The sequence below is a fragment of the Erwinia oleae genome (genome assembly GCF_000770305.1).
Taxonomy (GTDB): domain Bacteria; phylum Pseudomonadota; class Gammaproteobacteria; order Enterobacterales; family Enterobacteriaceae; genus Erwinia; species Erwinia oleae.
In genome coordinates, this window is sequence record NZ_JNVB01000003.1 from 23,709 (window position 1) to 36,124 (window position 12,416).

Annotated in this window: 10 protein-coding genes and 1 riboswitch; of the genes, 5 read left to right on the forward strand and 5 right to left on the reverse strand. The window is 57.0% G+C overall.

The window, feature by feature from the left end; all coding sequences use genetic code 11:
- Positions 1 to 22 precede the first annotated feature (22 nt).
- Positions 23 to 1,246 carry a multifunctional CCA addition/repair protein gene (locus GS12_RS01475; RefSeq protein WP_034943316.1) on the reverse strand — a complete coding sequence of 408 codons (1,224 nt, stop codon included), beginning with the start codon at positions 1,244 to 1,246 and terminating at the stop codon, positions 23 to 25.
- Between the two features lie 137 nt (positions 1,247 to 1,383).
- Entirely contained in the window at positions 1,384 to 2,004 is a 621-nt protein-coding gene (locus tag GS12_RS01480; protein WP_034917089.1) for a TIGR04211 family SH3 domain-containing protein, read from the reverse strand.
- Between the two features lie 300 nt (positions 2,005 to 2,304).
- Here GS12_RS01480 and GS12_RS01485 point away from each other — a divergent pair, with 300 nt between their 5' ends.
- From GS12_RS01485 to hldE, 3 genes are all read left to right on the forward strand, one after another.
- The gene (locus GS12_RS01485; RefSeq protein WP_034943317.1) at positions 2,305 to 3,609 is read left to right on the forward strand and encodes a CYTH domain-containing protein; all 1,305 of its coding nucleotides are present in this window, start codon (positions 2,305 to 2,307) and stop codon (positions 3,607 to 3,609) included.
- Between the two features lie 40 nt (positions 3,610 to 3,649).
- Positions 3,650 to 6,484, forward strand: a complete 2,835-nt coding sequence (gene glnE, locus GS12_RS01490; protein ID WP_034943319.1) for a bifunctional [glutamate--ammonia ligase]-adenylyl-L-tyrosine phosphorylase/[glutamate--ammonia-ligase] adenylyltransferase — start codon at positions 3,650 to 3,652, stop codon at positions 6,482 to 6,484.
- Positions 6,485 to 6,599: 115 nt separating this feature from the next.
- Positions 6,600 to 8,027, forward strand: coding sequence for a bifunctional D-glycero-beta-D-manno-heptose-7-phosphate kinase/D-glycero-beta-D-manno-heptose 1-phosphate adenylyltransferase HldE (gene hldE / locus GS12_RS01495; protein WP_034943321.1), 1,428 nt, complete (start codon positions 6,600 to 6,602; stop codon positions 8,025 to 8,027).
- A gap of 43 nt (positions 8,028 to 8,070) precedes the next feature.
- Here hldE and ubiK read toward each other — a convergent pair whose 3' ends face one another.
- Positions 8,071 to 8,367 carry a ubiquinone biosynthesis accessory factor UbiK gene (gene ubiK / locus GS12_RS01500; RefSeq protein WP_034917079.1) on the reverse strand — a complete coding sequence of 99 codons (297 nt, stop codon included), beginning with the start codon at positions 8,365 to 8,367 and terminating at the stop codon, positions 8,071 to 8,073.
- Between the two features lie 146 nt (positions 8,368 to 8,513).
- Positions 8,514 to 8,665: riboswitch (FMN riboswitch) on the forward strand.
- Between the two features lie 107 nt (positions 8,666 to 8,772).
- Between ubiK and ribB the strand changes: the two genes are divergently transcribed.
- A complete protein-coding gene (gene ribB / locus GS12_RS01510; RefSeq protein WP_034917076.1) occupies positions 8,773 to 9,429 on the forward strand; it encodes a 3,4-dihydroxy-2-butanone-4-phosphate synthase in 657 nt (218 codons plus the stop codon).
- Between the two features lie 47 nt (positions 9,430 to 9,476).
- Here ribB and zupT read toward each other — a convergent pair whose 3' ends face one another.
- Entirely contained in the window at positions 9,477 to 10,244 is a 768-nt protein-coding gene (gene zupT / locus GS12_RS01515) for a zinc transporter ZupT (RefSeq protein ID WP_034943323.1), read from the reverse strand.
- A gap of 193 nt (positions 10,245 to 10,437) precedes the next feature.
- On the opposite strand from zupT, the gene ygiD reads away from it, so the two are divergent.
- Positions 10,438 to 11,223, forward strand: a complete 786-nt coding sequence (ygiD, locus tag GS12_RS01520) for a 4,5-DOPA-extradiol-dioxygenase (RefSeq protein ID WP_034943324.1) — start codon at positions 10,438 to 10,440, stop codon at positions 11,221 to 11,223.
- A gap of 32 nt (positions 11,224 to 11,255) precedes the next feature.
- Here the strand turns inward: ygiD and GS12_RS01525 are convergent, their stop codons facing one another.
- On the reverse strand, positions 11,256 to 12,416 hold the full coding sequence (locus GS12_RS01525) for a glutathionylspermidine synthase family protein (protein WP_034943326.1): 1,161 nt from the start codon (positions 12,414 to 12,416) through the stop codon (positions 11,256 to 11,258).

The window sequence follows — 12,416 nt, forward strand, 5'->3', positions numbered from 1 at the left end:
ATGCGGGCCGTCAGGCCCGCGTTTACGCCTGCTCTTTCCATTCGCTCAGCGCTGAAATACGTCTTCTGGTTAACTCTTCCCGCACTTCGCTGCCCTTAAAACCGGCCTCAACCACCGCTTTGGTGGAGACAGCGCGTGCTACAGCAAAGGCCTGGCGCAAATAGTCGCCCTGCGGATAGGGATTGTTTTCAAAGCCGGTGCGCCCGCGCGCGTCTGCTTCGCTGGTCAGCGCGATCTGCTCAATGCGCTGCGGCTTGCGCCAGGCGTCCACGCGATCAAACAGCGCCACCAGCGCCTCTGGCGTTTGTCGCTCAATGGTATGTACCACGTCATGAAATTCGGTCACCAGCAGCGCCAGGTCGCGAACAGCGTTGGGCACGCGCAGCCGTTGACAGAGATTTTCTACCAGCGGTACGCCAGCCGGGCCATGACCGGGATGGCTCGGCCATTTCTCGCGCGGCGTCAGCGCCTTGCCAACGTCATGAAACAGCGTGGCGAAGCGGACGTCGGTCTCATCGCTGAGCTGCGCCACAATCGCAAGCGTCATCAACGTATGCACGCCGGTGTCAATTTCCGGGTGCCACTTCGCAGGTGCGGGAACGCCATAGAGGTTATCGAGTTCGGGAAACAGCACGGCCAGCGCGCCACAGTCTCGCAGCACCTGAAAATAGACCTGGGGAGAGGGCGTCTGCAATGCCTTTTCCGTCTCCTTCCACACACGCTCAGCCGTCAGCGCGCTCAGTTCGCCGCTGGCGGCCATCGACTGCATTAACGTCAGCGTTTCCGGCGCGATGGTAAAATCGAGATGCGCAAAGCGTGCAGCAAAACGCGCCACGCGCAGCACGCGCAGCGGATCTTCGCTGAAGGCGTTGGAAACATGACGTAGCTGCCGCTGAGTAATATCCTGTCGGCCATAGTAGGGATCGTAAAAGCTGCCGCTTTCGTCCTGCGCGATGGCATTGATGGTCAGATCGCGACGCTGCAAATCCTGTTCGAGAGTGACGTCTGGCGCAGCGTAGCAGCTAAAGCCGGTATAGCCGGTGCCGTTTTTGCGCTCCGTTCTGGCCAGCGCATACTCTTCATGCGTTTTCGGGTGGAGAAACACCGGGAAATCGCGACCAACCTGCGCATAGCCTTTATCCAGCATCTCCTGCGGCGAGGCCCCGACCACCACCCAATCTTTATCTGTGACCGGCAGGTCGAGCAGCGCGTCACGTACTGCCCCTCCGACAAGGTAAGTCTTCACTAACACAGCTCCTGAATCCGTCATTTCAATCAGCATACGCGATGTTAGCGGCAGGCCCCAAATTTACCAGGAAAATCCCCTGCGCGCGCCACGACAAAAAGGGCATCAACGGATGCCCTGCGAAAGAGTGATAAAACTCAGTTCATCCAGCGATCTTTCTTCTTCCTGCTGGGGATCATGTGCGGCAGCAGCAGGCCCAGCAGCAGGCCGACGCCAGCAACGCCGCCGCCGTACATAAACCACTGCATGATAATCGCGCGCTGCTTGTCATCAAGCTGCACGTTGGCCGCGTTAACTTTTTTCTGCGCGACCACCAACTCGTTTTTCAGCTTCTGGTTTTCATCTTTTAACTGATTAATTGCGCCGTCGCTGCCTGCCACTTTTTTCTGCATCTCTGCGGTGCGCTGATTCCAGCTGCCGTCAATATTCGTCAGCTTGTCGGTCAGTTCTTTAACCTGTTTTTCCAGTTCCGGCACGCGCGTACGCAGGCTGGGTTGCTCGCTGAGCTGCGCCAGCGGGATCCAGGTGGTTCGTCCGGTTTGGTCACGAATTTGCGCATAATTCGTGGCGCTGTTGGTTTGCAGCAGCGTCACTTCTTCACCGGCGTTCAGCGTGCCGACCAGGCGATAATCATTGCTGGGGCCACTGCGCACCCAGGTGGAGAGCTCATCGGAGATATAGCGTTTTTCTTCAGCGTGAACGGAGGCAGCGACGCTAAACGTAAGTAAAGTAAGGCCAATAACGTGTCTTTTATTCATTCGATGTCTTTTTTATATCAGTCCTGGTTAAAAAAGTAATGGCACAGTCTGGAACCGCCCCGCACAAAGCTGAATGAGAACTATCCTGTTCTCATTTCTGGTCGGGCCGTTGCGCAAAAGAGGAAGAAAGCCGAGACAGCTGCGGTAATTCTGCATTACTCTTCACGCTATGAATGGCGGGTAGTGCATCCCATCAGACGCTCTTTTATCGGTAGTTTTCCCCGAAAAAAGCAAAAAAGAGAACGCCACAACGCGCCAGAAACCCAAAAACCGTACCGGTAATCATTAAATCAAGAAGATATGACCATTGAGATTGAAATAAAGTTCATTGCAACCCCCGATGCGGCATCAGAATTGCCGACTCAGCTCACAGCGTGGCCTCACGAACACTCGGCTGCCGAAAAGCTGACCAATATCTATTACGAAACCAAAGATGCGCAACTGCGGCGCTGGGATATGGGCCTGCGTATTCGTGGCTTTGGCGACAGCTATGAAATGACGCTGAAAACGGCAGGGCAGAGCGTTGGCGGCCTGCATCAGCGGCAGGAATATAATATTCCGCTGACGCAGCCCGACCTGGCGATTGAAAAACTTCCGCAGACGGTCTGGCCTGCCGGAACGGATCTCTCCGCGCTTCAGGCACAGTTAACACCGCTGTTCAGCACCCATTTTCTGCGTGAAAAGTGGGTGGTTACTTACCGTGAAAGCGTGATTGAAGTCGCGTCTGACCGCGGTGAGGTTCGTTCCGGTGAGCTAACGGAAGCGATCAATGAAATCGAGCTTGAACTGAAATCAGGTCATCAAAAGGAACTGCTGGCATTTGCCGCCGAACTGGCCGGTATGGGCGGACTGCGTCTGGGCAGCCTGAGTAAAGCCGCGCGCGGCTACGCGCTGGCGCAGGGAAATCCTGCACGCGAGCGGCGGCCCTTACCAATATTAAAAGCGAAACCAAAAGCGACCATCGAAGAAGGTATGCAGAGCGCGTTCGCACTGGGTCTGGCACAGTGGCAATATCATGAGGAGCTCTGGCTGAGCGGTAATCACGACGCGTTACAGGAAATACGCCAGGCGCTGGAGACGCTTCGTCAGGCATTCACACTCTTCGGTTCACTGGTGCCGCGTAAGGCGAGCAGCGATCTACGCCAGCGGCTGGCCGTGCTGGAAGAGACGCTGAAAGCAGACGATCTGCATGCGGAAACACTCTGCTTTGCAGCAGACTCTCTACTGGCCCAGTTAGCACTTACCAACTGGATAGCCACGCAGGGATGGCGGGACTTTGTCAGCGCCGAAGCGGATGTCAAACTTCAGGCTTCATTTAAGCGCTTCAGCGATATCATGTTAGGCCGCATTGCCGCCGATCTCAAAAGCACGTTTGATAAAATTCGTCACATCAATGAGTATCAGGACAAGCTGCCGCGACTGAATCATCAGCTACTGGCGGTGCGGCTTCTGGCGGGGGCGTATGAACCATCGGCGGTCTATAGCTGGCTTAGCGGCTGGGAGCGGCTTGCGTTGGCGATTGAAACTCACGATCGTAGCTGGCTTGAGAACGCAGGTCATGACGTACTGAGAACGCCTGCTTTCTGGAAAAATGGCAGCCTCTGACCACGCTGCCTGACGAACGCCATACATAAAGGGAGTATTTATGTCTTCATCTCCTTCGCCGGAACTGCCGCCGCTGCTGGCGGAGGCGGCCAGCCGTACGCTGGATCTACCTGATGAGCCAACCGGCCCGCAGCGTGCCGTGCTGGCCTTCAGCGATTTCATTCGTGAGAACCTCACCCGTCATCCCGAATGGTGGCAGCGGCTGAACGCGCAACCGCCACGGCCCGGTGAATGGCAGCACTACGAAAGCTGGCTGGCGGAAAAGCTGGCCGAAGTGGGGGATGAAAACGCTCTGATGCGCGAGCTGCGTCTGTTCCGGCGTCATATGCTGACGCGTATCGCCTGGATGCAGGCGCTGGCGAGCAGCACAACCGGGGCATCGCTGAAGCAGCTCAGCGAACTGGCCGAAGTGCTGATCGTCGCCGCGCGCGACTGGCTATGGCACGCCTGCTGCCGCGAGTTTGGCACGCCGATGAATGCGCAGGGTGAGCCGCAGCCGCTGCTGATTTTAGGTATGGGCAAGCTGGGCGGCGGCGAACTGAACTTCTCTTCCGATATCGATCTGATTTTCACCTGGCCAGAGAATGGCACAACCCGGGGCGGCAGACGGGAACTGGACAACGCGCAGTTTTTTACCCGCCTTGGTCAGCGACTGATTAAGGTGCTGGATCAACCCACGGCGGAGGGCTTTGTTTACCGCGTCGATATGCGCCTGCGGCCCTTTGGCGACAGCGGACCGCTGGTGCTCAGCTTTGCTGCGTTGGAAGATTACTATCAGGAGCAGGGCCGCGACTGGGAGCGTTATGCGATGGTAAAAGCGCGGGTAATGGGCGACCGCAATGATCGCTGGAGCCAGGAGCTTCAGCAGATGCTGCGGCCGTTTGTCTATCGTCGCTACATCGACTTCAGCGTGATCCAGTCGCTGCGCAACATGAAAAGCATGATCGCTCGCGAGGTGCGACGACGCGGCCTGACCGATAACATCAAGCTTGGCGCGGGCGGCATCCGTGAGATTGAATTTATCGTGCAGGTCTTTCAGCTAATCCGCGGCGGTCGTGAAAGAACGCTTCAGCTTCGTTCGCTGCCAGCGGCGCTGGAGGCTATTGCCAGTCTTAATCTGTTGCCTGCCGCGCAGGCGACCCTGTTGCAGACGGTATGGCTGTTCCTGCGTCGCCTGGAAAATTTGTTGCAAAGCCTCAACGATGAGCAAACGCAGACGCTGCCCGCCGATGAGCTTAACCGCGTGCGACTGGCATGGGCGATGGGGTTTGCCGACTGGAGCGCGCTTTATCAGCAGCTTAATCAGCATATGCAGTCGGTGCGGGCGATCTTCGACGAACTGATTGGCGATGATACGCCCGACGCGGGCAGCAACAAAGAGGCGGAGGAGTTTGGTACGCTCTGGCAGGATCGGCTGGAAGAGGCCGAACTGACGCCTTTAGTCCCGCATCTGGACGCACAGACGCGTCAGCGTCTGCTGCGGGCGATAAACGATTTTCATCGCGATGTGGATAAACGCACCGTCGGCCCGCGCGGTCGTCAGGCGCTGGATCAGCTGATGCCGCGTTTGCTTTGCGAGGTGTGCCCGCGCGACGACGCGGCCGTCGTGCTGGAGCGACTGATCCCGCTTCTGCTGGGCGTGTTGACGCGTACCACCTACCTGGAGTTGCTTACCGAATATCCTGCCGCGCTGAAGCATCTGGTTCATCTCTGTGCCGCGTCGCCGATGGTAGCCAGCCAGCTTGCACGCTATCCGCTGCTGCTCGATGAACTGCTCGATCCGGCCACGCTTTATCAGCCAACCGCCACGGATGCCTATCGCGATGAGCTGCGCCAGTACCTGTTGCGCATTCCCGAAGAGGATGAGGAGCAGCAACTGGAGGCGTTGCGGCAGTTTAAGCAGGCGCAGCAGCTGCGTATTGCGGCTGCCGATATCGCCGGAACGCTGCCGGTGATGAAAGTGAGCGATCATCTTACCTGGCTGGCGGAAGCGATAATTGAACAGGTCGTGCAGCAGGCCTGGCAAATGATGGTGCAGCGCTTTGGTCGTCCGCAGCACCTTGAAAACGCGCAGACGCGTGGGTTTGCGGTGATTGGCTATGGCAAACTTGGCGGTTGGGAACTGGGTTACAGTTCCGATCTTGACCTTGTTTTCCTGCATGACTGCCCGGCCGATTCTGTTACCTCCGGCGAGCGTAGCATCGATAGCCGACAGTTCTACCTGCGGCTGGCGCAGCGTGTGATGCACCTGTTCAGCACCCGAACGTCATCGGGCATTCTCTATGAGGTGGATGCGCGCCTGCGGCCTTCCGGGGCGGCGGGAATGCTGGTCAGCACGTTTGCCGCCTTTGATGAGTATCAGCGGCAGGAAGCCTGGACGTGGGAACATCAGGCGCTGTCGCGTGCGCGCATCGTGTTCGGCGAACCGGCGTTGAGCCAGCGCTTTGACGATATCCGACGTGGTGTCCTGTGCCTGCCCCGCGAACCAGAGAAACTCAAAACCGAGGTGCGCGAAATGCGTGAAAAAATGCGCGCGCATCTGGGTAATAAGCACAAAGGCCGCTGGGATATCAAAGCGGATCGCGGCGGCATTACCGACATTGAATTTATTACGCAGTATCTGGTGCTGCGGTATGCGGCTGAGGCGCCGGAACTGACCCGCTGGTCGGATAACGTGCGCGTGCTTGAACTGCTGGCCAACCACGGACTGATTGACGATGAAGAAGCGCGCGCGCTGACAAAAGCCTATGTGACGCTGCGTGATGAGCTGCATCATCTGGCGCTACAGGAGCAGCCGGGGCATGTGCCGCCGGAAACCTTCAGCGCTGAGCAGGCGACGGTCAACGCCAGTTGGCAACGCTGGTTCGAAGCGTAGCGTTCCGTGTATTCATGCGGCGGCGCCCTGAAAGATGATGGCTAAAATGGGCGGGATAATCAGCTTGTGATATTATCGCGCGCACTATTTTTGACTTCGGCCTGGAGTATCTGGAATGAAAATTACGCTGCCCAATTTTAAGCGTGCGGGTGTTCTGGTAGTTGGCGACGTGATGCTGGATCGCTACTGGTACGGTCCAACCAGCCGCATCTCGCCGGAAGCGCCGGTTCCGGTGGTGAAAGTGGATAGCGTGGAAGAGCGTCCCGGCGGTGCAGCAAACGTGGCTATGAATATCGCGTCGCTTGGCGCGTCCTCCCGGCTGGTGGGCCTGACCGGCACCGACGATGCAGCCCGGGCGCTGAACAGCACGCTCACCGGCGTAAACGTACAGTGTGATTTTGTGGCCGTTTCCACCCACCCGACCATTACCAAACTGCGCGTACTTTCGCGCAACCAGCAGCTTATCCGGCTTGATTTTGAAGAGGGCTTTGAGGGGATCGATCCTGAACCTTTGCATCAGCGTATTCGTCAGTCGCTGTCTGATGCAGGCGCACTGGTGCTCTCTGATTACGCCAAGGGCGCGCTGGCCAGCGTCGAAACGATTATCCGCATCGCGCGCGACGCGAAGGTGCCGGTACTGGTCGACCCGAAAGGCACGGACTTTGAGCGCTATCGCGGCGCCACGATTCTGACGCCGAATCTGTCGGAATTTGAAGCCGTCGCGGGCAAGTGCGCCAGTGAAGAAGAGATCGTGTCGCGCGGAATGGCGCTGATGCAGCAGTTCGAACTCTCTGCGCTACTGGTGACGCGTTCAGAAAATGGTATGACGCTGCTCCAGCCGGGCAAGGCGCCGTTCCACCTGCCGACCCAGGCGCAGGAAGTTTATGACGTCACCGGGGCAGGCGATACGGTGATTGGTGTGCTGGCGGCGGCGCTGGCGGCAGGCAACACGCTGGAGGAGAGCTGCTTCCTCGCTAACGCGGCGGCGGGCGTGGTGGTCGGCAAACTGGGTACTTCTACCGTTTCCACCGTTGAACTGGAAAATGCGATCCGCGCCCGTCCTGAGTCGGGCTTTGGCGTGATGAACGAAGAGCAGCTTAAAGACGCGGTGGCGCTGGCGCGTCAGCGCGGCGAAAAGGTGGTAATGACCAACGGCTGTTTCGACATTCTGCACGCCGGGCATGTCTCCTATCTGGCTAACGCGCGTAAGCTGGGCGATCGGCTGATCGTGGCGGTCAACAGCGATGCATCAACCAAACGTCTCAAGGGCGAGAGCCGTCCGGTTAATCCACTGGTTAACCGTATGATTGTGCTGGGCGCGCTGGAGGCGGTCGACTGGGTGGTCGCTTTCGAGGAAGACACGCCGCAGCGGCTGATTGCCGACGTGCTGCCGGATCTGCTGGTGAAAGGCGGAGATTACAAGCCGGAAGAGATTGCGGGTAGTAAAGAGGTTTGGGCCAACGGCGGCGACGTGCGCGTGCTGAATTTCGAAGACGGTATCTCAACCAGCAACATCATCAAAACTATCCGTTCGCAAACGTGAGGGGATAATAAGTAAAAAGGGCGCATAAGGCGCCCTTTTTCGCTTATAAATCTTCCGTTTTGAGCACCCCGGCGACGGGGGCAGCACTTTGCGGCACCGCGCCGCGGCTTTCAAGATCGGCAATACGCTGTTCCAGCGCCGCCAGTTTCTCACGCGTGCGCAGCAGCACCTGCGTCTGCACATCAAACTCTTCACGATTTACCAGATCCAGACGGGTCAGCTGTGACTGAAGCGTTTGGCGGATCCTTTTCTCTACGTCGTCGCCAAACTCGCGAATGCCTTTCGGCATGGATTCATGGACCTGACGTGCGAGCTGTTCAATTTTTTTAGGGTCGATCATGGCGGCTTCCTGATAGCGGCAAATTTTATTAAGTGTAATGCCATAACCTGAAAGGATAAACCCGAAAAAGCCAAAGCCGGAAAATGGATAACGACAGGCACATTTTGTACATTGCCCTGTTGTTTTTTCAGGGTTATAGTAATCGTGCTTATTCTCAGGGCGGGGCGAAATTCCCCACCGGCGGTAAATCAGCTCACGCTGAAAGCCCGCGAGCGCTTCAGGCTTCCTGGCCTGAAGGTCAGCAGATCCGGTGTGATTCCGGGGCCGACGGTTAAAGTCCGGATGGGAGAGGGTAACGCATCTGTCGGGCCTGCGCCCGCCTTGCCGTTATTTTTTGTCACCGTTTGACACTCCTAAGCACGCCCTGGTTCTGGTAACCCATAAATTTTATAAGGTTTTATTACCATGAATCAGACGCTACTTTCTGAATTTGGCACGCCTGAACAGCGTGTGGAACGAGCCATTGCCGCACTGCGCGACGGTCGCGGCGTAATGGTGCTGGATGATGAAGATCGCGAAAACGAAGGCGACATGATTTTTGCCGCCGAAACCATGACAGTTGAGCAGATGGCGCTGACCATTCGTCACGGCAGCGGCATCGTTTGCCTCTGTCTGACCGAAGATCGCCGCCGCCAGCTTGAGCTGCCGATGATGGTTGAAGATAACACAAGCGCCTACGGCACCGGTTTTACCGTTACCATCGAAGCAGCAAAAGGCGTGACGACCGGCGTATCGGCGAAAGACCGGATCACCACCATTCGCGCTGCCATTGCAGATGACGCGAAACCCGGCGATCTGAATCGCCCCGGTCATGTTTTCCCGCTGCGCGCGCGTGAAGGCGGCGTGCTGACCCGCGGTGGTCACACCGAAGCCACTATCGATCTGGTCACCCTGGCCGGTTTCAAACCGGCAGGCGTATTGTGTGAACTGACCAATGATGATGGCTCAATGGCTCACGCGCCGGAAGCGGTGGTTTTCGCTAAACAGCATGCTATGCCGGTGGTGACGATTGAGGATCTGGTGGCGTGGCGCCGCAGCCACGAAACCCGTCAGGCAAGCTGAGCAAAGCCGACACGTTAAAAACCGGGCCTGGCCCGGTTTTTTTATGCTTAACCGACGCCGCTGCTTTGTAGCAGCGTCAGGCTGAATTCCATTACCGTCATGCCGCACAGCACGCCGTAGCTCGGATTACCGTGCGGATCGACGTCACGCGCCAGCGGCATCAGTTCATCCACGGAAAGCGCGACCATAATGCCAGCCACCGCCGCCATTACCGCGCCCATTACCACTGGCGACAGCAACGGGCCGAGCAGCATGAACGCCATCACGCCGCCCGCAATTTCCGCCATGCCCGACAACCCTGCCCAAAATAACGCTTTACGCTTTGAGCCGGTTGCGGCAAACATTGGCCCGGCAACGGCCAGCCCTTCGGGAATGTTATGGATGGCAACGGCCAGCGCAATGCCAAAGCCGAGTTTAATATCGCTGCTGGCGGTAACGTAAGTGGCCACGCCCTCAGGAAAATTATGCAGGCTGATGCCGAGCGTGAGTAAGATAGCAGTGCGACGCAGGCTGGCTGGTGTGTCGGGAGACGCGGACAAATCCTGCGGATGCTGATGAGGCAGCAGGCGATCGAGTGCGTAATAGCCCAGCAGCCCGGCGATAAACATGCCGTAACCGAGAACCGGCGACATGCCCTGCGCATTCAGTGCGGCAGGCAGCATCTCCATCAGCGAGATAAGCAGCATTATCCCGGCGGCAAAACCAAGCGAAAAAGCCAGCACGCGGTTTGAAGGTTTCTGCCCGATCACGCCCAGAAACGCGCCGATAAAAGTGGCGCCACCGGCGAGCACGGTCAATAACAGCGGCACGGACATGCGTTTCTCCCCTCACAAAATGAAAAGTATAGCCTTGGCTATACATTGCAGACAATTTAGCACTCCGTTCGTAAAGAAACGTTACCTGTTCGTCAAATTTCCTGAAAATCTTCATCATGACTCTCCGCGTTTATCACGACGAAAAAGCGCGTAATGTAGCCATCATTAAGGTAATTCGTAGAGGGTATTTACAATGAGTAAGTTACGCATGCCCGCGCTTTTTCTCGGACACGGCAGCCCGATGAACGTGCTGGAAGAGAATACCTGGACCCAGGCCTGGCGCAGACTGGGAGAAACGCTGCCGCGGCCAGAGGCGATCCTCGCCGTTTCCGCACACTGGTACACAAACGGTACTGCCGTCACTGCCATGGAAAAACCGCGCACCATTCACGATTTTGGCGGCTTTCCGCAGGCGCTGTTCGATACGCACTATCCTGCGCCCGGTTCGCCCGCGCTGGCGCGTAAGATAGCTGACGCGCTCTCGCCGCTGGCCGTGCAGCAGGATCTGGCGTGGGGATTGGATCACGGCTCATGGGGCGTATTGATCAAAATGTATCCGGATGCGGACATTCCGGTTGTACAGCTGAGCGTGGACGCCACAAAGCCGCCGTTATGGCACTTTGAACTGGGTCGCAAGCTGGCAGTGCTACGCGAACAGGGCGTGATGATCGTCGCCAGCGGCAACGTGGTGCATAATCTGCGCACGGCACGCTTTCAGGGCGAGGCGGAACCCTATCCCTGGGCCCGGTCGTTTGATTGCTACGTTCGCGACAATGTTGGCTGGGAAGGGCCGGCAGAACAGCATCCGCTGGTTAACTTTATGCAGCACGACGGCGCAGCGCTGTCGAATCCGACGCCGGAACACTATCTACCGTTGTTGTATGTTCTGGGCGCGCGCGACCACGATGAGGCTGTTTCGATACCGGTTGAGGGTCTTATCATGGGATCGTTAAGCATGCTGTCAGTGCAGGCAGGCTGAAGGGCGGTCAACTGCCGCCCTGATTTAACGCATTACCCGATAAAGGCGTGCGGATAGAAGCGTGAAAGATCCTGGGTGATCAGCGCGCGATCTTCCCGCAGGCCGATCCCGGCAGGCTGATCGTCTATCAGCCAGCTGCCGATTAACGTGTAGCTATCGCCAAATTTCGGTAGCGGATGAAACTGCTGCACAATCATACCTTCTTCGCCATACGGGCCGTCGACGCGGGCAATCTCTTTACCGTTATCGATAATGCGAATATTTGCACCCTCCCGGGAAAACAGCGGCTTGATCACGTATTTGTCCAGGTGCGGAACATTATCATCCGCAAACCAGGCGGGAAGCAGATTGGGATGATTGGGGAACATTTGCCACAGCAGCGGTAGCAGCGCCTTATTCGAAATGATGCTTTTCCAGGCCGGTTCCAGCCAGCGCACGCCCGCGTCTTCCAGCTTGGTGGAAAACGTTTCGCGCAGCATAAACTCCCACGGATAGAGTTTAAATAAATTGCCGATCACCTGGTCGTCAACGTCGGTGAACTGACCTTTTTCGCCCAAGCCAATATCGTCAATATAGAGAAATTCACTGGGCAGACCGGCTTCCGTCGCGCAATCCTGAAGATATTGCACCGTGCCGCGATCTTCTTCCGTATCGCGGCAGCAGGCGAAATGCAGCCAGCTAAATCCGTGCTGCTGATGCAGCGCAGTAAAGCGCTCAATCAGCTTCTCTTGCAGGCTGTTGAACTGGTCGCTCTGCGCGGGCAGATTTCCGGCGTTAAGCTGATCCTCAAGCCATAACCATTGAAAAAAAGCGGCTTCGTAGAGGGAGGTCGGCGTGTCGGCGTTGTTCTCCAACAGCTTTGCGTCCGTCTTACCATCCCATGCAAGGTCAAGACGGGAATAGAGCGAGGGCTGGCTGGATTTCCATGAATCGCGCACAAAGTTCCAGGTATGCTTTGGAATGCGAAATTTCGTTAACAGTTCTTCACTGTTAACGACTTTTTCCACCACCTGTAAACACATCTGATGCAGTTCGCTGGTCACGTTTTCCAGCGTCTCAACCTGTTGCAACGTAAACTGATAGTAAGCGTCTTCACACCAGTACGGTTCACCGTGCATGGTATGAAAACGAAATCCATATTCCGTTGCTTTTTCACGCCAGCCGGGACGTTCCGTGATGGGTAAACGTTTCAC

Coding starts and splice junctions, on each gene's coding strand:
- GS12_RS01480 (WP_034917089.1), bottom strand. CDS start 2,004: ATGAATAAAAGACACGTTATTGGCCTTACTTTACTTACGTTTAGCGTC.
- GS12_RS01485 (WP_034943317.1), top strand. CDS start 2,305: ATGACCATTGAGATTGAAATAAAGTTCATTGCAACCCCCGATGCGGCA.
- glnE (WP_034943319.1), top strand. CDS start 3,650: ATGTCTTCATCTCCTTCGCCGGAACTGCCGCCGCTGCTGGCGGAGGCG.
- hldE (WP_034943321.1), top strand. CDS start 6,600: ATGAAAATTACGCTGCCCAATTTTAAGCGTGCGGGTGTTCTGGTAGTT.
- ubiK (WP_034917079.1), bottom strand. CDS start 8,367: ATGATCGACCCTAAAAAAATTGAACAGCTCGCACGTCAGGTCCATGAA.
- ribB (WP_034917076.1), top strand. CDS start 8,773: ATGAATCAGACGCTACTTTCTGAATTTGGCACGCCTGAACAGCGTGTG.
- zupT (WP_034943323.1), bottom strand. CDS start 10,244: ATGTCCGTGCCGCTGTTATTGACCGTGCTCGCCGGTGGCGCCACTTTT.
- ygiD (WP_034943324.1), top strand. CDS start 10,438: ATGAGTAAGTTACGCATGCCCGCGCTTTTTCTCGGACACGGCAGCCCG.